Below are 22,860 nucleotides of genomic sequence, written 5' to 3' on the forward strand. Positions count from 1 at the left end.
AGGCTCCGGAATGGCGGGGACCGCGGTGAACTGCCAGCTCCGTGGGTGGGCGCTGGACTCCTGGACCATTCCGCCCGCCTGACCCAAGGGATGCCAGACCGTTGCCCGGGGGTCAAACGATGAAGCTGTTTGACCCCCGAACAACGGCCCGACATTGCAAGCATCAGGCAGACGGAATGGTCCATCCGCCCAGCTTGATGTTCAAACGTCGGTGCGCCACCTGCGTACGCGCCACTGGCGAAAATGCCGCCGAGAACAGAGATTCCCATTTGCCATCACGACGTTAGTAGGTTATGATTAGTATGTAAGCGAGAACGGGACGGGACGGCAAACCCGGAACGTTCGCCAGGAATCCCAACGAAAGGACACACCGTGACGACCACGGTCCCGTCGAGCACCGTCACCCGCGACCTGCACGTCTTCCACTACCAGACGCACAGCACCGTGGAGACGATCCTCGTCCGCGCCGACAACGAGTGCGCCGACCGCGTGCCCCGCCTCCACACCCCCGCTGGATACGACCTGTTCCGCGAGGTGAACACCTTCCCCACGGCCGACGCCGCCGAACGGTTCGTCGCCGCTCTCCAGCGCGACGACATCACGGACCCGGACGACCCGGCGGCGGCAATCGAGATCAGGCTGGCCCGGCGGTACGGGGAGATTCAGGTGATCCGTCACGTCACCACGCAGGCCAGTCTCCGCGCCGTCAAGATCGACGCGAACAACGACGCTGAGGGCAACCCCCGACGCGGCTGGATGATCTACACCGTCGCCGGTAGGTACCTCGGCTTTGTCAACGAGGGTTACAACGGACCGCAGGCCCTCAGGGATATCGGTGACGTCCAGGAGCTGTGCACGGTCCCGACGTCGCCGCGCTTCTACCGCACCTGCCGCGCCGAGCCGTACCCGATCAACGCCTGACCTGCAAGAACGGGGAGCGTCAACCCCCAAGAAGGTTGACGCTCCCCGGTTAGTAGGTTATGATTATAATGCAAGCAAGCGGGACGGCAAACCCGCAGCACGCCAGGAACCCATCACGACGGAAGGATCTTCCATGCGTCACGCAGCCCCTCACGCCGAACCGGTCTGGGCGCGCAGCTTCCGGATCTCCGGGGAGCCTCAGCCGAACGACGCCGGTCCGGTGGCCCTCGCCCGCCAGATCGCCGCACGGCTGCACACCGTCTTCGGGTTCGCACCCGAGGCGCTGGTTTTCCGCCAGTCCGAACTGAACCCCGTGCTGCGGGTGCCGGACTACGTCGAGTTCGAGTTCGTGTTGAGCGGCAACCGGATCGTGCTCGCGAGCGAGCCCAACCCGATTGAGCCGATGATCCGCGACTACGGCCTGATCGTGAACGGCCGTCCCGTCGCGTACACCACGACCCTCATGCGGCCCGCCGCCGACCTGATCGCCGAGGCCGCCCACCGGGCCATCATGCCCAGCGCGGCGCGGCACCGACCCTACGTCCAACCCAACGCCTGACCCTCAGCCCCTCGCCGACGGTCGCGGCCAGCCTCCGGCCGTCGGCGAGGCTCCACCGGAAGGAGCAGCACCGATGGACGAAGCCCCGAGCACCCACGTGGTTCTCCGCTGGCAGTTCTGCCGTGGTGGGTACGACATCACCACCGATTTCTACGCCGAGCACGACGCCGACGAGGTCCGTGCGTGGGACTACGACTTCTGTTTCGTCGCCGTGGTCCGCGACGCCGACAACCCACAGCGCTGGCGCATCGACAGCACCGACGGACGGCTCCCCGAGGACGCCGACACGCACCGATTCGGCACCCCGGCCGAGGCGGTCCACTACCTCGCCACGAGCCACGGCCTCACCTACGAGTTCACCACCGCCGAGCCCTGAACCGCCCGAGCGATGCGGACGAGCGGGCATCGAGCCCGCCCGCCCGCGCTACCGCCCGCCACGCACCGCCCGTCGAACCCACCAGCCGAAGGGATCGCAACCGATGACACTCACCGCCGCCGGCCACGTCGACGCCGTTGACCCCTACTTCCTGCGCATGGACACCAACGCCGTGCCGACCGTGCCCACCGGCCCCTCTGAGTGCGGATTCGTCGCCTACGCGCGCACTCTCGCCGAAGGACTGTGCGTCACGATGCACGGCAGCACCTGGCAGGCCGCCAGCCGCACCCGCGCCATGCCGCACCCACGGATCGACAACCGCAGCGACGTCACAGTGCTGATCGACGGTCGGCACCTGGTCACCGTGCAGCAGCACACGCCCGCCGGCACCGACCGAGACATGTGGACCATCCGCCTCAACTGCCGTCCGATCGTGCACCGACTGTTCCGTGGCGAGATTCCGCACCAGGTCCCGATGATCACCCGCAGCGTGTGGCGACACCTCAACCGGGTGCACCTCGACACCTGCGACACCATCGGCTGCCACGCACCCGCCACGGTCGCCACCTGGGGCGCCCACTCGATGTGCCAGCGCTGCGCCGCCCGTTACGCACAGACCGGGCGGTGACCGCCCGCCCCGCAACCATCGGGCGGTCCGTCCCCGGACACGCCGCCATCCATACCACCGAGTCCACGACGACTGTCGAAAGTGGACAGATAGGAGCGACACCGTCATGAGCTGGATCGACACCCTCACCGAGGACAAGCAGCAGCAGTTGTTCGCCCTCCTGGACAGCAGGGGCGCCGAACACCTGAAGTACGCCGACAACGACCGCAAGTTCGCCGCCTGGCTGTACATGGCCGACTACGGATGCCGCCGCCGTGCCGGCGTGTCGATTTTCGACCTCGCCGACTTCTGCTGGCGCGACCAGTACGACGACGAGGCGGACCCGCGCGAGGCCCTGCGCGCGGCACTGGCCGCCGAAGGCTTCTAGCCGTCGCGCTCGACATTGGGCACTAAGTAGGTTATGATTAGTATGCGGGTCGGAGGGGCGGCAACCCTCCGGCCCGCCAGGAATCCATCAACGGAAGGCCACTCATGGAAGCGCTCGAAACGATCGAACCGGTCCGCGTACTGCACGGACACACCAGCCCCGAAACCGCCTATCTCGTCGAGGACTACCCGTACGGTTTCCGACTCCGCTGCAGGATCCGGTACTGGGTCGAGACCGCGCCGAAAGGCGCGAAGCGGGGCCAGCAGCGGTGCATGTCCCAGACCACCAACCCGAAGCGGACGCCCGAGGTCTGGAACAAGGCCAAGGGCAGCATCTACGGCCTGATGACGGTGCTCTACCTCGACAGCGCCGACCACGTCCAGCACACCGGCGTGAGCGAGCTCGGCGTGACCCCCGAGGGAGACGCACTGTTCCGGCTGCGCGGCATCTACCGGCAGCTCACCGCCGAGCAGCGCGCGCTCTACAACCGGCTGGTCGACATGTCGCAGCGCTCCCCGAGGCAGTGGGAGGAGTTCGAGGCGAAGGTGACCGCGCTCGCCGAGCACATCGCCGACACCGGCACCGACCCCACGATCGACAACGGCGTGTGGATCGACCCGGCCGGCCGCACCCGCTACCTCGGCACCTACAACGTGCCGATCTACCTCGCCGAAGCCCGCGAGCGAATCGCCAACGCCTAGCACCGCCCCCGGTCCCCGCCCCGGCACTTCCCCGGTCGGGGCGGGGACCGACCGGCGCGGTCCGCATTGCCAGAAACCCCGAGAGACAACGGCGGTGCTACTCCCCGCCGGTACGCACGAGAACGATCCACAAAGGACGGACGACATGGACAGCTTCTGGAAAGCAATCGAGGCGCAGTGTGACGAGATGCGGAAGGCCACGACCGCTGACGAGGTGATCGCCATTCTCAATCGGTACGGCCCAGCCAGCTCGGGTGACGCGTTCTTCGCCGGCGGGGGCGGGGACCTCTCGGTCAGCGAGTGCCTCCGTGAGGCAGGTTGGGAAACCACCTGGAGCGAAGCGAGCTACTACTGGGTCATGCGCGCGCCGGGAGACGGCTCGCTGCTGACCTACATCGAAGGTGACCTTTACAAAGGCGACGTCGCCCGCAAGTCCTGAACGGCGACAGGGCTGGGAGTGGGCGCCCCGAGGGTTCAACCCGCTCCCAGCCCGCCAATTCCCCAGCCGGGGCGGCACCGGCCGGCGCGGTCCGCGGCTGGACGGAGCCGGCTGCGCATCGAGCGCGCCGACTCCGGCGAGGGGCGCTGCGCGCCGCCCCCTCGCCTCCCCCGGCGCACGCCGCACCGCCCGTACCCACCCCAACGCGAAGGAGCCCATCATGTCCACCACGTCCACGCCCATCCGCCTCGCCACGCTCACCGCCGCCCAGCGGGCCGCCCTGCGCCCCGACGACCGGATCGTCATCGCCGACGGCACCATCCACCGACTCGGTACCGTCATCACCGAGCAGAAACGCGGCAGCGGCATCTACATCAAGCTTGTCGCCCGCTCGCTCACCGCCGACTGCTGGCTCAACCTGCACACCGGCTACCCCGCCCACGACCCCCGCGCCGACGCCGACCTCGACCGGGTCGCGCACTACTACGACCTCCGCGAACTCGCCGCCGACCTACCCGCCGCCCGCGTTCTGGCCGAACACCTGCGCCGCACCGAGCCCGAGCGCTACGCCGCCACCCTGACCCGTCTCACCGCACAGGACACCGAACAGACCGCGCCCACCACGAAGAGCGACGCCCAGCGCCCGACGGAACCCGATTCCGGCTTGCCCCGGTACAGCTAGTAGGTTATGATTATAACAAGCGGGACGGCAAACCCGCAGGCACTCAGGAACCCCTCCAGCGGAAGGCACCACACGTGAGCAACCTCCAGCGGATCGACCCTCACACCCTGCGCAATCTGCGCCCGGAGGACTACCGCTTCGTCGGCGCGTTCGACAACGCGCCGGAACGCGACTGCGACGATTACCTCGACCAGGCCGACCGCCACAGCCTCGCCGCCGACATCGCCGCCCAGCTCGGCGACGCACCCGCGATCGCGGAACACTGGCGGGCACGCCTCGCGGCCAGGGCGATGCACGACGGGCACTGGAACCGCACCGACGGTGGAGGCCGCTGCGACCACTGCGGCGCGCGACTGCGCTACGTCGCGGTGCTGGAACACCGCCCCACCGCCCAGCTCGTGCCAGTCGGGGAGACCTGCCTGGACAACCGGTTCGGCGAGGACACCGCCGACTACCTTGACCGGCTCCGCGGGGAGTCGGTGGCGCGTCGCGAACGGCTCGCCTTGCAGGCCCAGCGCGCCGCGTGGACCGAGTCCGACCCGCGCCACGCCGCCGCAGTCGCCTACCTCCGCGAACGCGCCACGGACACCACGCTGCCCGTCTCGTCCTTTGTGGACAGCATCGCCGAGCGATGGTCACGGCGCGCAACCGTGCAGCTTTCACCGAAGCAGGTCGACGCGTTGCTCAGGATGCGCGACCAGGAAGCCGCCCACCGCAGCAAGGCCGACGCCCCCGAAGGACGGGTGCAGATCACCGGCGAGGTGCAGCGCGCCAAGGAGCGGCCCGGATTCCGCGGACGCACCGAGGTCAAGCTCACCGTCCGCGACGACCGCGGATTCACCGTCTGGGTGACGCGCACCGCGGCCATCGGTCAGGCCCTCGGCTGGGACCACGAGACGTACGCCGGCGCCCGGATCACGTTCACCGCCACCCTCGCCCGCTCCGACCGTGACAGCACGTTCGCGTTCGCCAGCCGCGCGACACAGGTCACCGTCCAGCACCGCGCACCGGCGCCTGTGCTCGCCGCCTGACCGCCCCCGACACCCGCCCCGGCACTTCCCCGGCCGGGGCGGGCACCACCTGCCCGTCACCGCCGTGGCAGATCCGGTCCCGGGCGCATCGAGCGCCGGAACCGGAGCGAGGGGCGCTCCGCGCCGCCCCCTCGCCTCCCCAGGCACGCCGCCGAGCGCGCCGTCACGTACCGCAACCACCCGACCAGGAGCCCACCATGACCAAAGCCACCTGGATCGTCAACGGCATCGGTCCCGTCGACTACCAGCTCTCCCACGACTTCACCACCGGCACCAGCCGCTACCAGCTCGCCGGCTACCGATTCCGAGGCGTCCTGATCGTCACTCCGTGGTTCGGACTCCACCCCTATGCCTGGAATGCCTCCAGCCCACTACGTCTGGACACGGACCACCTCGCCGTCATCCTCGGCGACGGACCCGCCGAGCGGCCCAACCTGCCCGTCGCCAGCGAGGTCTACCGCCACCGCCCCGACCGGCCCGTACTCAACGGCGTGCAGCTCACCGGCGCCACCATCGTCTCCATCAACGACGCCATGTCCTGCGGCACCGGCCCAGTCCCGCGCCATTTGCTGAAACTCGAACTCGGGCGCGAGCGCGAGCCACACGGAATCCACCGGGTGCCGCGAGCCACCGCCGACCGCATGGCCGCCATCATCGCCGCCACCGCGCGTTCCTGGCGCAACCTGCACGTCGACGTCGGCGACCGGCTCCGCGCCGCCGCCGCGCGCCACCTCACCGCTCAATGGCTCGAACTGGTCAGCGATGAACTCGCCGACCTGAGCACCGCACGCCGGGCACTCGCCGCACGCGAAGACCGCCTCGACCGGTCGTACAAGACCTTCGCGCCGCTGCTGCGTGAACTCCTGCAGAAACCCAGCGCAGCCTCCAACGCCACCTAACAATCCCATCCACGCAGGTGGGCGGCCGGACGGCAAACCGGACGCCCACCCCGCTCAGGAACCCCACACCGGAAGGAACCCGAACGTGCCCACGGTCCCCGCGGCCGCACGCCGCCATGCCGTCACACCCACCCGCCGCCGACGCCGCACACCGGTCACCGCACCACAGCACCTCACCACCATCGACTTGACCCGCTTCGACCTCATCCTGGTCGACTCCTCCGCCGGCAAGGATTCCCAAGCCACCCTCGACGTCGTCGCCAACGCAGCAGCCGCCGCCGGCGTCCTGGACCGCGTCACCGTCCTGCACTGCGACCTCGGCCACGTCGAGTGGCCCGGCGTCATCGAGCTCGCCACCGCCCAAGCCGCCCACTACGGCGTCCCCATCGCCGTCCGACGCCACCACGCCGGCCTGCTCAACCTCATCCACCAACGCGGTCGCTGGCCCTCACCCCAAGCCCGCTACTGCACCTCGGCGACCAAGCGCCAGCCCGCACGCCGGTACATGACCGAACGCGTCGCCGCCCTCAACCTCGGCCGCCCGGCATGGATTCTCAACTGCCTCGGCATGCGCGCCGAAGAATCCACCGCCCGCGCCAAGAAGCGCGCGTTCGCGTTCGACCCGTCCGCCTCCAACATCACCCGCCGCAAGGTCTGGACCTGGCTGCCCGTGCACGCCTGGACCGAACACCAGGTCTGGACCCGCATCCACGCCAGCCGCGCCCCGTACCACCCCGCATACGACCTCGGCATGCGCCGCCTGTCCTGCACCCTGTGCCCCCTCGCCGCCCGCGCCGACCTCGTCCGCGCCTGCCAACTCCGGCCCGACGCCGCCCACGAATACCTCGACCTCGAAGACGCGATCGGCCACGACTTCCGCCCCGGCCTCGCACTGCGCGACGTCTACGCCGAAGCCGTCGCCACCGCCGGCCCGCACGACCCCATCACCACCGGCATCGCCCTCGACTTCCGCCCCAGGCTGCCGCTGCGCAGCCTGAACGCGGAAGCCGTCACCACGAGCACCGCCCTCGACCTCGCAGGGTCGTGGTCACGGTGACCAACCAGCTCCCGTCCGGCCCGGCCGTGGACGGCTGGTGCCAGCGATGGCGCGACCGAACCCCAGCCTGGCGGCACCGTGACATCGGCGGGTTCGACCCCGGCCGGTACACCGTCGTCGAACTTGACAAGCAGCGAGCCGCCCGCCTGGTCCGCGCACACCACTACGCGCACTCGTTCCCGGCCGCGCGGTTCAGCTACGGCCTCATCGACCGCACCCCGCACCTCGACGACTACCCCGACCCCGACCCGAGCGCACTGCTGCCCACGGGACGACTCGTCGGCGTGGCCGCCTTCGCCGTCCCCATGCACCCCCGCGTCCTGCTCGCCCCGTTCCCGCACCTCACCGTCTACACCGAGTCGATCGAACTCGCCAGATTGATCTTGCTCGATCCTGTCCCGGGCAACGGCGAGACCTGGTTCCTCGGCCGGGTGTTCCGCCGGGTCGCCGCACGCGGCATCCGCGGCGTGGTGGCGTTCAGCGACCCCGTACCGCGCTACCGCGGCGGCAACCAGATCATGCCCGGCCACGTCGGCTGGATCTACCAGGGACACAACGCCGCCTACCTCGGCCGTGCCACCCGCCGGCCGCTGATCATGCTCCCGGACGGGACCAGCATCCTCGCACGCAACCTCGCCAAGGTCACCGGCCAGGAACGGGGCTGGCGCGGCGTCGTCACGCGCCTGCAGCAACTCGGCGCCCCACCCGTGCGCCCCGGTGAGCAGCCGGGCTCCTGGCTACGCCGCGCACTCGACGCCGTCGACGCCTACACCGTGCGTCACCCCGGCAACCACCGCTACGCCTGGCGCCTGCGCCGCAGCCGCCGCGCCAGCTACGGGCTGCCCGCCGCGGAGTACCCGAAAGCCGTCGACCCGCGCCAGCTGATCGGGAGCGAGCGATGACCAGCACCCACGGTGCCGGCCACCACGACGACACCGGGGATACCCCGGCACCGACCGAGGCGCCGCCAGCGCGTGGCGACCCCGACCGGACGCAGGCGATGCCGCGCCCCCGAACACAGAACCGGTACCGAGAGCTCCTGGCCGCCGGCCGGCTCGTCGACCTCGCCGGCCGGGCCCTCACCGAACGGCACTGCCCCTGGTGCAACGCCACCACCATCGGTGCGACCTGCCCGCTGTCGCTGCCCTGCCCGACCTGCCACGCCGCCGCCGGCCGGCACTGCCGCCGGCCCAGCGGCCACCAGGTCTACGGCGGCGGCGTGCACGCCTCCCGCGAAGCCGCAGCCGCCACCGCCGACCGCATCCGCCAGCGCGACGGCGACCCCGATCTGCCCGCGCCCTGGCCGCCCGACCTCGTGCCGGCCGCCCAACTCGCCCTGTTCTGACCCGAGCGAAAGACCACCATCATGCCGAAGCCCCGACCTGACCAGACCAGCACCACCAACAGCGCCCAGCGCGCCGCGTCCGCCGAATCCGTCCAGCGCGCGTGGCGCATCGCCGAGGCCGTCGCCGCCGCCTGGACCCGGCACCACGGCACCGGCACGGACCTGCACATCCCGGTCTCCGTCGTCGCCGCCCTCAGCCTCTGCACCCGGCACGACCCCGACGGCCCTGACCCCGCCCGCCTCATCACCCAGCTCGATCCCGCCGGTACGGCAGCCCTGCTGCGCGGCATCTGGCGCGACTTCGTCACTACCCGGCCCGACCTCGCCGTCCGCGTCACGCCGCTCATTGGATGGCTGCTCGACAACCCCACCGACTGGCAGCTCGACGGTGCCCACACCGTCGCCACCGTGGCCGTTCGCACCAGGATCATGCACCTCACCGACGACGCCGATCAACGGCGCAACACCGACCCGCTCGGCGCCGTCCTGCAAACCCTCCGCAGCCGCAGTAGCGCGGCAGCCCGCGGCGCGTTCTACACCCCGCAACCGGTCGCCGAGATCCTCGCGCACTGCCTCATCGGCGAAATGCTGATGGCGGAACTCGCCGGCGTGCCGCACCGCCGGCCCGGGGAGTCGATCCTCGACCCCGCCGCCGGGACCGGAGCGATGCTCTGCGGCGCCGCCCGCGTCCTGCGCGCACACGGCCACGACCCCACCGCCTACCGCTGGTACGCCAACGACATCGACCCGCTGGCCGCCGCCTGCCTCGCCGTCAACGCGCACCGATGGGACCTCGGCACCCACGTCGTCATCGGCTGCGCAGACGGCCTCGACGACGCCTGGATCGACCGCGCCGTCCGCGACCGCAACGACGGCATCAGCAGCCTGCGCGCGGCCCGGATGATCGCAGCCCTCGACCACCTCACCCGCCCAGCCGCAGACGCGGCCTGACCACCACCACTAGGCCGTCGTGCCCCCCACCGGGCGGGCACGACGGCCGCCGAAGGGACCGCCATGCCCACCACACCGCGCCGACACCGGCCCCCTAGAGCGCCCATGGACGGTCCCGGTAGCATCAGAGGTCCTTTCGTCCTCACGGAACTGCGTTCGGTGCAGGTTGAAGGGTTCCTGAAGGATGGCCAGGTCTTTGCCGGGCCGGGGCCGCAAGGTCCCGGTCGCCGCTCTGCGGCGCCTGGCCATCCCCCAAACCCGCCCCGACGCCGGGCGCGTCCCGCACCCGGAGGCCCGCCGATGGAGCGCCGCGAGATCGACGGCCGGCCGGCCACCGACCGCGCCGGCGCCTGCGAACTCGGCGGCGTCTCGATGGCCACCATCAACCTGCGCGCCGCACCTAGCAAACGCGCCGAGTCCGGCTTCCCCGCCCCGCTCGACCGCCAAGACGGCCGCGACTGGTACGCCATCGACGACCTGACGGCGCACTTCGCCGCCGAGAAGGAACGCAAAGCAGCCAGCACCGAGCCCAAGCCGGTGCCTGACTGGCTGCTCGACGGCGACCCCGACGACCTACTGCCGTCCAAGGACTTCCGCCGCGCCATCGGCGTCAGCCAAGGCGCATGGAAGTACTACGTCCAGATCTCCCAGGACGACTGGGCCAAGCAGCAGGACGGCTACCTGCCGCTCCCCGACGACGACGAGGACTACCGCGGCCGAGGCAAGATCTACTACTGGAAGCGGCACCGGATCATCCAGTGGCTGCGCGACCGGCCCGGTCTCGGCGCCGGCGCGGGCCGCACCGGCGGAGCGCAACCCACCATCGACGATGCCGTCGCCGCCGTCCGCGCCGCGAGCGGCAGCATCAGCGGCGCCCAGCTCGCCGACACGCTCGACATCGACCGACCACGCGCCTACTACCTGCTGCGTAAGGCCCGCGAGCGCCTCGCCGCCGAAGCGCAGTAGCGCGACAAAAGACAAGATCAAAAAGCTTTTGGACGACGGTCCGCCGTGCTCCAGACCGTTGCTCCCGCCGACACCGGGCGCCGGGGCCCAGCATCCGCTGGCCCTGGCGCCCTGCCACCTCCGCCGCCAGTGAAACCCGCGCCCGCAACGCCGTCACGTCCCGCACGGCCGCGCGCCGACTAGATGCAGGCGCGTCGGCCGTACGGCACCACCTGGCCCGCCACGCACGCCAGCTCCCGGGAACCCCTGGTTCCCGACCTCCTGGCCAGCATCCTGCTGGACCCGGGCGCTCCGGGGAGGGGAGAACCCCCAGTCCGCTGGTCTCCCCGGCCGCGCACCCAACGGGTGCCAGACCGGGGTGGTGAAGGCAAGGGAAAAAGCGCCCCTTGCCTTCACCACCCCGCCCCGGCAGGCAGAGCCCGCGCACCCGGGGAGACCAGCTCCGCCCCACCATCACGCGCGAAACGCGCACCGGCAAGACCAAGATCCAGTTGGACATCGGGACGTTAGTAGGTTATGATTAGTATGCAGGTCGAGGGGAACGGCAAATCCCCGGAACCCGCCAGGAACCCCAACCAAAGGAGCCCGAATGCTCGGCACCACGGTCACCGCCATCGGTGACCTCACCCAGGAACCACGGATGAGCTACGACCGCGACAAGGTCGCCGTCGTCGTCCTCTCCGTCCAGGTTCCGGCCGACCCCGACCGCGCCAACCACGAACCGGTTCGCCACTGGGTCAAGGCCACCGGCCCGCTCGCCCAGCACGCCGCCGACGCGCTCAAGCCCGGCGACCGCATCGTCGTCATCGGCCGACTGAGCAACGAGCGCTTCCGGCGCAACGACGGCGACCCCACCCAGACCGTCCTCTGGCTGGTCGCCACCGAGATCGCCAGAAGCCTCACCCCGCCGCCCGCCGCCCCCGTGCGGACCGCGCGGCAGCGGCTCACCCTCGTCCGACCGGCCCAGAGCGCACCGCAGCGGCAGCAGGCCAAACCCGTTCTCGCGCCCGCCGCCTGACACACCGCACCACGGCGCCACGGCGCCATCCCGAGGTCGTACGCGCCGCAGCAACCCGGCGCGTACGACCCCCCAATCAAGGACACCGAAAGGGAACACCCGTGAGCACGATCGAACAGCACAGCAACGACCCGGCCGAGGTCGACATCACCGAGGCAGAGACCGCCGAGGCCGACACCACGGCGACCGACGACAGCACCGACGACACCCAGCCCGGCGACGACACCCCCACTGCCCCGACCGGGGAGCCCATCCCCGGTGTCCGCTTGGAGAACGTCGACACCGCCCGACTGGTCAAGCACCACGCGAACGTGCGGACCAACGTGGTGCTCCGCCCGAGCTTCGTCAAGAGCATCAAAGAGCGCGGGGTCCGCGTCGCCCTGAAGGTCAAGGAACACCCCGACGGTCGCCTCGAAATCGTCATGGGCGAGCGCCGTCTCTTCGGCGCCATCGAGGCCGGACGCCCGCAGGTGCCCTGCATCATCGTCGAAGCCGGACCCCTCGCCGACGACTTCCTCGACATGTACACCGAGAACGTCGAGCGCGACGGTCTGACCGCCATCGAGGAAGCCCAGGCCCTCTTCAGGGCAGCCGAAGCGGGCGCCTCACGCACGAAGATCTCCAAGAGCCTCGGCCTCAAGCCCGACGTGGTCCGCAAGAGTATCGCCGCTGGCGGGCTGTCCGACCACGCCCGCCAGGTCGTCGCGGAGACCCCCCAGTACGAATGGGGCCTCGACGAACTCGCCGTCCTCGCGGAGTTCGACGGCGACCCCGACGCCGTCGCCCGCATCGCCGCCCACGCGCGGCGCCGCAACTTCGAGTACGGCGTGAACCTCGAACGCGCGGCCCGCGAGCGCCGCGCCGCACGCGAGGCCGTCATCACCAAACTCGCCGAAGCCGGGGTGCCGATCAGCGACCTGCCGCTGCCCGGCATGGTGGCCCTCGACGTGCTCGCGGGCCGCGACGGCGAGCCGATGCAGCCCGACGAGCACGCGACCTGCCCCGGCCACCGAGCCATCCGGCTCGGCGACACCAGCGAGCACCCGGTCCGGTTCGTGTGCAACGACCCGACCGCCAACGGTCACCGCCCCTACCGCCCCAGCGCCGACGCACCCAGCTCCGCCCCGCAGCCCACCGAGAACAACGCCGAGGACCGCGCCAAGAAGGCCCTCATCCGTACCGGCAACGCGGCCTGGCGCGCCGCCACGAAGACCCGGCAGGACCACCTTCGCCAGTACCTGACCCGCAAGACCCTCCCGCGCGACGCGGTCGAGTTCGTCACCCGGCAACTGGTCATGCGCACCCAGCCGGTCGCCAAGTGGATGAACAACCCCAGGGCCAAGATCCTCGCCGACCTGCTCAGCATGCCGATCGGCACCGAACTGAACCACATCACCGAACGGCTCGCCACCGCCAACGACAAGCGGCTCATGGTCATCCAACTCGGCGTCATCGCCGCCGCCCACGAGAAGGCCATGGACGAGCACACCTGGCGCTTCGACGAGACGTGGGGAGAGGTGACCCGCAAGGCCGCCGGTCAGTGGCTGGAGTTCCTGAGCACCATCGGCTACAACCCCGCACCGATCGAACGGGCCGTCATCGACCAGAAGCTCTACACCGGCGACGACGACACCGCTACCACGGCCGCCGACGAAGAGCCGCCCACCGACGCGGAAGCGGAGGCGAGCGCCACGCTCGAACCGGCCGACGACGACGCCGCCAACCTCGCCACCGTGCACACCATGCCGGTCGATGCGGCCAACCCGGTCGACCACATCGACCCGGAGCACGCACCGGACGCCGACATCGAGTACGCCGCCTGAACCCCGGCCGGGCGGCGCCACCAGCAGGCGCCGCCCGGCCGGGCGCCCACCCCCGCACCAGCCACCGAGAAGGAAGACGATGTACGACGAGGACGGCATGCCGAGCGAAGGCTTGATCATGCACTGGAACGAGCGCAACGACCACGCCGACGACCACGCTGCTGACGAGGACGCCTACCCCTACACTCCGCGAACCATTCACGCCATCGCACTGCGGGACGCCGAAGGCGACGGCAATGGAGTCCGGCTCTACCTCACCGTCCCCGAGGGCGCGACTGTCTCAGCGACCGTCGTCACCACCCACAGCTTTCCCAGCCGCTATCCGGGCCGCGTCGGGTTCCACCTCACCAGCCACGACCCGGCCGCCCTCTACGCCGCCGCCAGCTACCTCGACCCGCAAGCAGAACGCGTATCCCTGCACTGGCTAGGCAAACTACCTGTTGTCCGGCTCAGCGTGCCGTCACACACCCGGCTCACCCTCGCCCCCGAATCCGTGGGATGGCGCTTCACCGACCACGACAGAGCACTCGGAGGATGGTGCTCCTGGTCGTACAACGACGTGTACGACCTCGGCCGCCGCTTCGCTGCCGACGACTGGCGCTGCCCGGAACGGTGCCCGACCTCGGGCGTCACCCTGCACCCCCGAGCGGTCGACCCCGTCGACGCCGACGAATGCACTGACGGCGATCCCGAGGAAGACCCGGCCGCCGCAGGCTGGCACGATGAGCCCAACGACCTCGACGTTCAGGAGACGACCCCGATGCCCGACACCGCCCCACGCCGAGACCGCGCGGGCCGGACCGTCGCCCGGACCGGCATGATCCTCGCCGGTGTCGGAGTCGTGGCCGCCGTTCTCGCGCTCAGCGCGCTCCTGTTCGCCCTCATCATCGAACGCTGACTCAGGGTCAGCCCGTCACCGGCCCGCGCGGGACGTCGGCACCGACGTCCCTCGCGGCAGCCCCGCCAGGGCGACGCCCACGCCCCGACCGGCCGGGCGCCTGGCGCACCGCCGCCACGCCCGCCCGCACCGCGTCCACCTCGGCACGCCGCCGGGCGATCCGGACCTCAGCCACCGGCACCCCCGTCACCTCCGCCGCAGCATCGTCACCGACCAGGTCGGCCAGCACCACCAACGCCACATCCCGATCCGTGCCCGCCGCCGCGACCGTAGCGTCCAGCCGCGCCACGGCCGCCGCCCGCCGCTCCTGCGAGGCCAGCACCCGGCCCGCCGCCGCCTCGAAGGCGTCCACCGCCCGAAGCTGTGCCGCCTGGCGGTCCCGTAGCCGCTGCACCGCCGCATTCGTTCCTACGCCTGCCATACATTCACCGTAGCCACCACGCAGCCATTCCCGCCACCATCAGAATTCGTTCAACTTCACACGTATTCGTCTTTTTGGAAACGTTCAGCTTCACACCACCGCCACCTACCAGCGCCTATTCAGACTATGGCGTGGTTGCTCTCTCAGAAACAGCACACCACATTGCATTACCAATGTCGTCAGGTGAATCTGATCTTGTACTGTTGCGGCATGTTGACCGTCACCAAAATCGCTCCCGGTGCCGGCATCAAGTACCTCACCGGCCAAGTCGCAGCCGGCGGACACGACTTCCGTCCCGCGCCGAGCAGCGGCGCAGCAGCCTACTTCGCGGATGCCACCGCGCACGGTGAGGCGCCGGGATGGTGGGCTGCGCAGTCAACCGCGTTGTTCGGCGTCAGTGGTGAAGTCACCGAACAGCAGTTGTTGAACCTCATCGGGAAAGGCGCCCACCCCGACACTGGCGTGCCACTCGGAAAGCTGTGGCGGATCTATCAGCCGATGACCGATGAACGCCGTGCCGACGCCTATCAGAGGGCGCTTGCGAAGCTGCCAGCCGATGCGACCGTTGAGCAGAAGGCGAAGCTCTGGAACGACATCCACACGCAGCCGGAACGGCGCGCGGTCGCCGGATACGACGTCACCGTTTCCATGAAGAAGAGCGGCTCCCTGCTGTGGGCGTTCGGCGACGACAACGTCAAAGCCGCGGTCATGGCGGCTCAGCACGCCGGCGTCCGTGCCGTCCTGGAGCACCTGCGCGTCCATGGCGCGTACACCCGTGTCGGCACCAACGGGCTCGTCCAGCTCGACACCGACGGGCTCGCCGCCGCCGTCTACGACCACCGGCTCTCCCGCGCCAAGGACCCGCAGCTGCACTCCCACATCGTGATCAGCAGCAAGGTCCGCATTGTCGACAGCGAAGGCCGGGAGAAGTGGCTCGCCCTCGACGGACGCGCCCTGTACCAGGCCACCATCGGCGCCCGGATCGCCTACGAACGCGCCGTGGAAGTCGAACTCAACCGTCGCCTCGGCGTCCGGTTCGCCGCCCGCGACGACTCCCCAATCCGGGAGGTCGTCGGCATCAGCATCGCGTCGATCCGGCAATACTCGAAGCGGCGCGCAGCCATCGTCGCCGACCTGCGCGCCGGCCAGCCGACCGCTGGCGCCGTACCAACCAGCCGGTGGCGACGCATCGCCCAGGTCGCCACGTTGCGCACCCGGCCAGCCAAAGACGCCGCTGAATCCACCCGCGAGATGCACCAGCGGCTGCTCCGCGAGGACGCTGCCGCCGGGTTGACCACCGCCGCCGACGTGCGCCGGATCGTCACCGGACGCGTCCAGGACCACGTGCACCAGCTCGCCGCTCGCGCCCTCACCGACGCCCGCCGCCACGCCACCGACCCGGCCCGGCTCGACGAGACCGACCTGCACACCGCCCTCGACCGGCTCGGCATCGACAGCGACGACACCCGCAACGCCGCCGTCAACGCCGCCGTCCGGCTCGACGACCACCTCGCGGTCGAACGCGCCGTCGCCAACCTCGCCGGCGAACGCGCCGTGTTCAAAATCGACCACCTCGAACTGCACATCGGCCGCGTCCTCGGCGCCAACCCGAACGCGACCACCCGCGAGGACTGGGCTCGCGTACAGCGCCTCACCGCCCGCGCCGTCAGCGAACGCGCAGGCGGCCTGCGCGTGTTGACCCCACCGGCGCTCGTACAGTGGGGACCGGACCTGATCCGGGCCAGCGACCGTGAAGGCGTCTACACACGCCACCGCGACCTGCACCTGTCCACCCGCAGCGTCCTGGCCGCCGAACACACCGTCATCGCCGCCGCCACCGAACGCGGCGCCACCACCGCCACCGCCGAACTGCTCGACACCATCGCCACCGAACTCGACCTGTCCGACGACAAGCACACCGCCCTGCACCACATCCTCGGCGACGACCGGCGCGTCACCGGCGTCATCGGCCCCGCCGGATCCGGCAAGACCCGACTGCAACGCGCCGTCGCCGTCGCCGCCCACCGCGCCGGCATCCCGGTCCTCGGCCTCGCCGTCAGCCAGAACGCCGCCGACATCCTCGCCGACGCCACCACCCACCCCGACACCCCGCCGATGCGAACCGAGAACGTGGCGATGTGGCTCCACGGACAGCACACCCCGCCCGCCGGCACCACCACCGCGACCCACTGGTCATTCGCGCCAGGGCAGTGGGTCATCGTCGACGAAGCCTCCCAAGCGTCCTCGACCCAACTCGCCGAACTCGTCCGGCTCCTCGCCGCGGTCGGCGGGAAACTCATCCTCGTCGGCGACCCCGAACAGATCTCCGCCGTCGGCCCCGGCGGGCTCCTGCGCCACCTCGCCGGCCTCGGCGCCACCGCCGAACTCGTCGAGGCCCGCCGGTTCGCCGACCCGTGGGAAGGCCCCGCCAGCCTGCGCCTGCGCGACGGCGACACCACCGTATTGACCGAATACGACCGCCGCCACCGCATCACCGCCGGACACCGCGACGACCTCGTCACCGCCATGCTCACCGGCTGGACCGACGACATCCTCGCCGGCCGCGACAGCATCATGCTCGTCGAAACCCAAGCCGAAGCCGCCGACCTCGCCGCCCAGGCCCGCGCCCAGCTCATCCGCGCCGGCGTCGTGCAAGCCGGCCGCAGCGTCGGCCTCGCCGACGACAACCGGGCCAGCATCGGCGACCTCATCGTCACCCGCCAGAACGACCGCCGCCTCACCACCGACGACGGATTCGTCGCCAACCGCGACACCTGGCGCATCCTCGACATCGGCCCCGGCGGCGACCTGGACGTGCTCAACACCCGCACCGACACCACCGTCATCCTGCCCGCCGAGTACGCCGCCCAGCACGTCCAACTCGCCTACGCCAGCACCGTCGACGCCGCCCAGGGCCGTACCGTCGACGTCGCCCGCGGCCTCGTCGACGAGGCCACCACCCGCGCCCGCCTGTACGTGATGGCCACCCGCGGCGCCCTCAGCAACCTGCTGTACGTCATCACCAGCCACCGCGTCGAAGAGGCCCACCATCACCAGCAGCCCGGCGCCGGGATCGCGCTCATCGCCGACATCCTGCGCGCCGACACCACCGACCGCTCCGCCACCGAAACCGAACAACGCCTCGCCGCCGACAACGACGCCCTGCACCGCTGGGGACCGATCTTCGACGACCTCCTCGGCCGTGCCGGCGTCCACGCACACGCCCGCACCGTCGCCGCCGCCACCATCCGCCACCACCGCGCCGACACCGGAGCGGCGGACACCGCCATCGCGAGCAGCCGCATCGCCGCTCAACTCCTCAAGGACCCCGCGCTGCCCGCCCTCACCTACCAGCTCGGCCGGCTCGCCACCGCCGGTTACGACACCGGCCAAGTCCTCGACGCCGCCGTCTCCTGGCGCGAGCTCGACACCGCCCACGACGTCGCCGCCGTACTCACCTGGCGCATCGAACAGCTCTACGCCGGCGCCCTCGCCGACGGCGCCGTCGCCGTCCGTGCCGAGCACACCAGCACCTACACCGACCGCGTCCCGGCGGAGGCCATCGGGGCGCTCGCCGACACCATCGCCGAGGTCGCCGCCATCTGCGACCGGCGCATCACCGGCCTGGTCGAACTCGCCGCCGACCACCAACCCGACTGGAGCCGCGTGCTCGGACCCGTCCCCGACGATCCGGACGGACGTGCGGCCTGGACTGCCGCCGCCGCCGTCGTCATCGCCTACCGCGACCGCTTCCCAGTACCCCGCGGCGAGGCCATCGGCCCCGAACCGTCCCGCCGCGACCCGGCACGGTGGGCCGCCTGGCACCGGGCCCAGATCGCCGTCGGTGTCGCCACCGTCGCGGGCCAGGTCCGGGCCGCCAGCGACCCGCAGCTGCGCCAGTACATCGCCGCGCAACGCGTCGCCGACACCGCCGCACCCGCCTACGTCGGCGACGACCTCCGCGCCGCCCACCTCCAGCTCGCCGCCGCCCAACACATCATCAGCGACGCGCGGACCGCCCTTGCCGCCGCCGAATCCACCGCCGAACGACTCCGTACCGCCGCCGCGCCGCGCACCACCTGGTGGCGCCGACCCACCGCGGTCAACACCCGCAACGCCGAACTCGCCGCCGCCCAACGGCGCGCTGACATCCGCGTCCAGCGCCTCACCGACCAGATGCGACTTCCCGAAATTACCGTCGACCGGCTCACCACCACCGTCCGCGACCTCGAAACCCGCCACGCGGACTGGACCGCCAACTACCAGCGCACCCTGCCCACCCGATACCTCGGACTGGCCGCAGCCCAGGAACAGGCCCGCCGCGCCCAGCAGGCCAACCGCAACGCCGAAAAGCTGCTCAACGCCGTCAAAGCCACCACCGCCAAGGTCCGCGCCGTCGACGACACCCGGCCCAAACCGCACACCACACCGGTCCCGCCACGTGCGGCAGACCTCGCCGAAGCCGGCCGCGACCGCACCGCCATCACCCTCGACAGCCGCGACCGCGACGCCGACCAGGACCTCGACCTGTAGGGCCGTGGGGGCCGTACTGTCACTGAAACTCTGAGGCCGTTCCTCCCGTTCGCGTGATCACCGGTTCGTGCCGCCGGGCGTCCAGTCCTCAGCGAACGTCTCCATCTGGCGGATGACCAGCTCGATCGCCTTCGCTTCCGCATCGGGTGGGTAGTTGTGCTTGGCCAGGAGCCGTTTGATGATCGTACGTAGCTTGGCCCGAACGTCGTCACGCGCTACCCAGTCCACGCTGACACTCCGGCGGATCGTGGCAACGAGATCGCGTGCGATGTCGGCGAGGACCCCTTCGCCCATCTCGGCAACGGCCGATTCGTTCGAGGCGACCGCGTCGTAGAAGGCCAGTTCAGCCTCGGACAAGGCCGGGTTGAACTGTTCACCCCGGCCAGCGTCGGCGGCCACGTCCTTGGCCATGGCCACCAGTTCCCCGATGATCTGGGCCGACGTGAGGTGCTGGTTGACGTAGCGGCGCATCAGATCGATCAGCCGGTCGGAGTAACTCTGCTGCCGGACCACGTTGTGCCGGGTGGCGCGGCGCATCGTCTGCTCGACCAGTCGGCGCAGCGCCTCGATGGCCAGGTTCGGAGTCTTGGACTCGCGCAGCCGCCTGAGGTACGCCTCATCCAAGTGCGTGAGGTCGGGCCGTTCGATGCCGACTGCGGCGAAGATGTCGGTGACGCCGCCGGCCTCGATGATGCCGGCGGTGAACTGCTTGAGGTACAACTCGATCTCGGCCGGGATGGGCAGCCCTCGGGCGCGGCGATCCTCCGCGTCGAACTTGGCCATCCAGACACGGACAGCGACGAAAAACGCGATGTCGTCACGAAGCCCGTTAAGGTCGCCGCTCGTCGAGCACAGGGCATAGAACCGTTCCAGACGAGCTGACTCCAACCGGAACCGCTCGGCGAGCGTCCTCTCGCCTGGCTCGGGCCGATTCTCAGGCAGCGCCGGGTCACGCAGGTAGTTGACCGCACCCAGGGTGGCCTCACGGAACGCTTTGGCCGACCCGGACGCCAGAACACTGCGCCAGTCGTAGCCCCGAAGCATCTGGCAGATGACATCGTGCAGGTCACGGACGTGGGCCAGCGCCTCTTCGGTGTCGCGGTCCACCGGCCGGGTGTTCTGATCGTCGGCGGTGTACTCGGCGAGCGCCTGGTGCAGATTGTCGATGACCGGCGCGTACCCAACCAGCAGCCCGTCCTGCTTGCCGCGGAAGGTGCGGTTCACCCGGGCCAGGGCCTGCATCAACGCGGCCCCGCGCATCGGCTTGTCCAGGTAGAGGGTGTGCAGCGGCGGCGAGTCGAAGCCGGTCAGCCACATGGACTGAACGATCACCAGCTCCAACTCGTCGTCGGAGTTCTTGGCCCGCCGTTGGATCGCCTTATTCCGCGATGGCCGGCGCACGTGCTTGCGGATGTGCTCGTTGGTCTCGCTCGGCTCACCGGTGTAAACGACCTTGATCTTGCCCTTGTCGTCGGCGTCGCTGTGCCACTCGGGGCGCAGGGCGACGATCTCGTCGTACAGCCTGGAGCAGATCTCCCGGGTCGCGCACACGATCATGCCCTTCCCGGGACCGTCGATGAACTTGCGCATCTGGGTCGAGCGGGCCTCCCAGTGTGCGACAACGTCGGCCGCCACCTTTTTGAGCCGGTCCGGGGCACCGTAGAGCCCGTTCATGACAGCGACGGCCCGCTTGATCCGCTCTCGCTCGGCCTCGTCCAGGCCGGCGGTCAGCTCGTCGGCCCGTTCGTCGATCACCTCCGGGGCTACATCCGCTGGCAGGTCGACGGGCACCAGCCGGGATTCGTGGTAGACGCGCACCGTGGCGCCGTCTTCGACTGCCCGAGTCAGGTCGTAGATGCTGATGTAGTTGCCGAAGACCTCTCGCGTGTTGCGGTCGGCTTCGGACAGCGGCGTGCCGGTGAAAGCGATCAGCGTGGCGTGGGGCACGGCGTCGCGCAGGTGCCGGGCGTAGCCATTGAGGTCGTCGTAGTGGCTTCGGTGCGCCTCGTCGACGATCACGACGATATTGCGGCGGTCGGACAGCTGCGGATGCGGCCGGCCAGCGTCCTTCTCCTCCTTGGTGCGCCCGAACTTCTGCAGCGTGGAAAAGATGATCCCACCGGTACGCCGGTTGGCCAGCTCGGTACGCAACTGCTCCCTGGTGCCCGCCTGCACCGGACGCTCGTCGAGCAGATCACTCGCGGCGAACGTGTCATAGAGCTGATCATCGAGATCAGTGCGGTCGGTGAGCACGACAATCGTGGGGTTCCCCAATGCGGGATGGATCATGATCTGGTGGGTGAACAGCTCCATCTCCATCGACTTGCCCGAGCCCTGCGTATGCCACACGACTCCGGCCTTGCCATCGCCGCGGGTCGCTTCGACCGTCTTCTCGACCGCCACGAAGACCGCGAAGTACTGGTGTGCGCGGGCAATCCGCTTGACCAGTCCGCCGGGCGTCTGCGCGTAGGCGACGTAGCCGCGGAGCAACTCGATGAATCGCCGCTGCTCAAACAGTCCGAACAGGACGAGGTTCAGTGCAAGATCGTGGTCCTCGGTGGGAGGTTGCGGTACCCGCTCGCCGTCCTCGTCGACGTTCCACGGTGAGTAGTGCTCATACGGGGTGAACGCGGTCCCGTAGCGGGCAGTGATGCCGTCACTGACCACACAGGCGACATTGGCCCGGAAGGCAAGAGGAAGTTCCTCGACGTAGGTGCGGATCTGCGCCTGCGCACCCTCCAAGTCGGCGTACGCGTCGCCGGCCTTCTTCATCTCGATGAGTCCGACCGGCAACCCGTTGAGGAAGAGGACCACATCGAACCGGCGGCGTGCGTCACCGTCGCGGACATCGACCTGGTTGGCGACGAGGAAGTCGTTGTTGGCAACGTCGCGGTGGTCGACCAGCCGGATCGTCGGGTTCTGCTCCGCACCGTGCTCGTCGGTGTAGACGACCGACCGGATGCCCTTGACCATGAAGTCGTGCAGGCGCTTGTTCTCCGCCATGGCGTCACGCGACTGGGCGGAGGTCACGACGGTGACGGCATCCTCGACAGCCGACGCGGGGAGGTAGGGGTTGATGCGGGCGATCGCCTCCCGCAGTCGGGCCACGAGGATCAGCTCATCCCACGCCTGCCGTTCACCCGAGCCCGGTGCGATCGTGTTGCCCGGCTTCGGTTCCCAGGCAAGCTCGGCCAGGGTCTCCATGGCCATGGCTTCCCAATCGGACTCGGACATGTCATGGAACC

The 22,860-nt window shown here is 70.1% G+C and carries 21 protein-coding genes; 19 read left to right on the plus strand and 2 right to left on the minus strand.

All coding sequences use genetic code 11. From position 1 onward, the window contains the following. Positions 1-372 precede the first annotated feature (372 nt). The 18 genes from AB0M46_RS13510 to AB0M46_RS13595 all read left to right on the plus strand — a co-directional run bounded on the left by AB0M46_RS13510 (position 373) and on the right by AB0M46_RS13595 (position 14,661). On the plus strand, positions 373-921 hold the full coding sequence (locus AB0M46_RS13510) for a hypothetical protein (RefSeq protein WP_363335620.1): 549 nt from the start codon (positions 373-375) through the stop codon (positions 919-921). A gap of 133 nt (positions 922-1,054) precedes the next feature. Continuing rightward, positions 1,055-1,480: a hypothetical protein gene (locus tag AB0M46_RS13515; RefSeq protein ID WP_363335621.1), complete on the plus strand. Its 426-nt coding sequence runs from the start codon at positions 1,055-1,057 to the stop codon at positions 1,478-1,480. A gap of 73 nt (positions 1,481-1,553) precedes the next feature. Then, a complete protein-coding gene (locus AB0M46_RS13520; protein ID WP_363335623.1) occupies positions 1,554-1,856 on the plus strand; it encodes a hypothetical protein in 303 nt (100 codons plus the stop codon). Positions 1,857-1,959: 103 nt separating this feature from the next. Then, positions 1,960-2,484: a hypothetical protein gene (locus tag AB0M46_RS13525; RefSeq protein WP_363335625.1), complete on the plus strand. Its 525-nt coding sequence runs from the start codon at positions 1,960-1,962 to the stop codon at positions 2,482-2,484. A 106-nt stretch (positions 2,485-2,590) separates the two neighbouring features. Then, on the plus strand, positions 2,591-2,851 hold the full coding sequence (locus tag AB0M46_RS13530; RefSeq protein WP_363335626.1) for a hypothetical protein: 261 nt from the start codon (positions 2,591-2,593) through the stop codon (positions 2,849-2,851). Between the two features lie 104 nt (positions 2,852-2,955). Next, positions 2,956-3,552 (plus strand): hypothetical protein, encoded by a 597-nt coding sequence (locus tag AB0M46_RS13535; RefSeq protein WP_363335628.1) that lies wholly within the window; start codon positions 2,956-2,958, stop codon positions 3,550-3,552. Between the two features lie 145 nt (positions 3,553-3,697). Beyond that, a complete protein-coding gene (locus AB0M46_RS13540) occupies positions 3,698-3,991 on the plus strand; it encodes a hypothetical protein (protein ID WP_363335629.1) in 294 nt (97 codons plus the stop codon). A gap of 220 nt (positions 3,992-4,211) precedes the next feature. Beyond that, on the plus strand, positions 4,212-4,673 hold the full coding sequence (locus tag AB0M46_RS13545) for a hypothetical protein (RefSeq protein WP_363335631.1): 462 nt from the start codon (positions 4,212-4,214) through the stop codon (positions 4,671-4,673). Positions 4,674-4,747: 74 nt separating this feature from the next. Further along, positions 4,748-5,704 (plus strand): hypothetical protein, encoded by a 957-nt coding sequence (locus AB0M46_RS13550; protein WP_363335632.1) that lies wholly within the window; start codon positions 4,748-4,750, stop codon positions 5,702-5,704. A gap of 197 nt (positions 5,705-5,901) precedes the next feature. Then, a complete protein-coding gene (locus tag AB0M46_RS13555) occupies positions 5,902-6,603 on the plus strand; it encodes a hypothetical protein (protein WP_363335634.1) in 702 nt (233 codons plus the stop codon). Positions 6,604-6,688: 85 nt separating this feature from the next. Beyond that, entirely contained in the window at positions 6,689-7,660 is a 972-nt protein-coding gene (locus tag AB0M46_RS13560; RefSeq protein ID WP_363335636.1) for a phosphoadenosine phosphosulfate reductase family protein, read from the plus strand. Beyond that, positions 7,657-8,562 (plus strand): hypothetical protein, encoded by a 906-nt coding sequence (locus AB0M46_RS13565; protein WP_363335638.1) that lies wholly within the window; start codon positions 7,657-7,659, stop codon positions 8,560-8,562. Before AB0M46_RS13560 ends, AB0M46_RS13565 begins: the two co-directional genes overlap by 4 nt. Next, a complete protein-coding gene (locus AB0M46_RS13570; protein WP_363335639.1) occupies positions 8,559-9,005 on the plus strand; it encodes a hypothetical protein in 447 nt (148 codons plus the stop codon). Before AB0M46_RS13565 ends, AB0M46_RS13570 begins: the two co-directional genes overlap by 4 nt. A 21-nt stretch (positions 9,006-9,026) precedes the next feature. Then, complete coding sequence (locus AB0M46_RS13575) at positions 9,027-9,956, plus strand: N-6 DNA methylase (RefSeq protein WP_363335641.1); 930 nt, start codon at positions 9,027-9,029, stop codon at positions 9,954-9,956. Between the two features lie 300 nt (positions 9,957-10,256). Continuing rightward, entirely contained in the window at positions 10,257-10,922 is a 666-nt protein-coding gene (locus AB0M46_RS13580) for a hypothetical protein (protein ID WP_363335643.1), read from the plus strand. A gap of 589 nt (positions 10,923-11,511) precedes the next feature. Beyond that, positions 11,512-11,940 carry a single-stranded DNA-binding protein gene (locus AB0M46_RS13585; protein ID WP_363335644.1) on the plus strand — a complete coding sequence of 143 codons (429 nt, stop codon included), beginning with the start codon at positions 11,512-11,514 and terminating at the stop codon, positions 11,938-11,940. A 101-nt stretch (positions 11,941-12,041) separates the two neighbouring features. Beyond that, on the plus strand, positions 12,042-13,763 hold the full coding sequence (locus AB0M46_RS13590) for a ParB N-terminal domain-containing protein (protein WP_363335646.1): 1,722 nt from the start codon (positions 12,042-12,044) through the stop codon (positions 13,761-13,763). Between the two features lie 79 nt (positions 13,764-13,842). Next, positions 13,843-14,661, plus strand: a complete 819-nt coding sequence (locus tag AB0M46_RS13595; protein ID WP_363335648.1) for a hypothetical protein — start codon at positions 13,843-13,845, stop codon at positions 14,659-14,661. A gap of 7 nt (positions 14,662-14,668) precedes the next feature. Here AB0M46_RS13595 and AB0M46_RS13600 read toward each other — a convergent pair whose 3' ends face one another. Further along, positions 14,669-15,082 (minus strand): hypothetical protein, encoded by a 414-nt coding sequence (locus AB0M46_RS13600; protein WP_363335649.1) that lies wholly within the window; start codon positions 15,080-15,082, stop codon positions 14,669-14,671. A gap of 210 nt (positions 15,083-15,292) precedes the next feature. Here AB0M46_RS13600 and mobF point away from each other — a divergent pair, with 210 nt between their 5' ends. After that, entirely contained in the window at positions 15,293-19,615 is a 4,323-nt protein-coding gene (gene mobF / locus AB0M46_RS13605; RefSeq protein WP_363335651.1) for a MobF family relaxase, read from the plus strand. A 57-nt stretch (positions 19,616-19,672) separates the two neighbouring features. Here mobF and AB0M46_RS13610 read toward each other — a convergent pair whose 3' ends face one another. Continuing rightward, a complete protein-coding gene (locus AB0M46_RS13610) occupies positions 19,673-22,849 on the minus strand; it encodes a type I restriction endonuclease subunit R (protein WP_363335652.1) in 3,177 nt (1,058 codons plus the stop codon). Between the last annotated feature and the right edge of the window lie 11 nt (positions 22,850-22,860).

The sequence above is a fragment of the Dactylosporangium sp. NPDC051485 genome (assembly GCF_040682015.1).
Lineage (GTDB): Bacteria > Actinomycetota > Actinomycetes > Mycobacteriales > Micromonosporaceae > Dactylosporangium.

What these genes read in the sequence shown, in the direction of transcription:
- AB0M46_RS13515 (WP_363335621.1), top strand. Translation starts at nt 1,055, where the DNA reads ATGCGTCACGCAGCCCCTCACGCCGAACCGGTCTGGGCGCGCAGCTTC.
- AB0M46_RS13520 (WP_363335623.1), top strand. Translation starts at nt 1,554, where the DNA reads ATGGACGAAGCCCCGAGCACCCACGTGGTTCTCCGCTGGCAGTTCTGC.
- AB0M46_RS13525 (WP_363335625.1), top strand. Translation starts at nt 1,960, where the DNA reads ATGACACTCACCGCCGCCGGCCACGTCGACGCCGTTGACCCCTACTTC.
- AB0M46_RS13530 (WP_363335626.1), top strand. Translation starts at nt 2,591, where the DNA reads ATGAGCTGGATCGACACCCTCACCGAGGACAAGCAGCAGCAGTTGTTC.
- AB0M46_RS13535 (WP_363335628.1), top strand. Translation starts at nt 2,956, where the DNA reads ATGGAAGCGCTCGAAACGATCGAACCGGTCCGCGTACTGCACGGACAC.
- AB0M46_RS13540 (WP_363335629.1), top strand. Translation starts at nt 3,698, where the DNA reads ATGGACAGCTTCTGGAAAGCAATCGAGGCGCAGTGTGACGAGATGCGG.
- AB0M46_RS13545 (WP_363335631.1), top strand. Translation starts at nt 4,212, where the DNA reads ATGTCCACCACGTCCACGCCCATCCGCCTCGCCACGCTCACCGCCGCC.
- AB0M46_RS13555 (WP_363335634.1), top strand. Translation starts at nt 5,902, where the DNA reads ATGACCAAAGCCACCTGGATCGTCAACGGCATCGGTCCCGTCGACTAC.
- AB0M46_RS13570 (WP_363335639.1), top strand. Translation starts at nt 8,559, where the DNA reads ATGACCAGCACCCACGGTGCCGGCCACCACGACGACACCGGGGATACC.
- AB0M46_RS13575 (WP_363335641.1), top strand. Translation starts at nt 9,027, where the DNA reads ATGCCGAAGCCCCGACCTGACCAGACCAGCACCACCAACAGCGCCCAG.
- AB0M46_RS13580 (WP_363335643.1), top strand. Translation starts at nt 10,257, where the DNA reads ATGGAGCGCCGCGAGATCGACGGCCGGCCGGCCACCGACCGCGCCGGC.
- AB0M46_RS13585 (WP_363335644.1), top strand. Translation starts at nt 11,512, where the DNA reads ATGCTCGGCACCACGGTCACCGCCATCGGTGACCTCACCCAGGAACCA.
- AB0M46_RS13595 (WP_363335648.1), top strand. Translation starts at nt 13,843, where the DNA reads ATGTACGACGAGGACGGCATGCCGAGCGAAGGCTTGATCATGCACTGG.
- AB0M46_RS13600 (WP_363335649.1), bottom strand. Translation starts at nt 15,082, where the DNA reads ATGGCAGGCGTAGGAACGAATGCGGCGGTGCAGCGGCTACGGGACCGC.
- mobF (WP_363335651.1), top strand. Translation starts at nt 15,293, where the DNA reads ATGTTGACCGTCACCAAAATCGCTCCCGGTGCCGGCATCAAGTACCTC.
- AB0M46_RS13610 (WP_363335652.1), bottom strand. Translation starts at nt 22,849, where the DNA reads ATGTCCGAGTCCGATTGGGAAGCCATGGCCATGGAGACCCTGGCCGAG.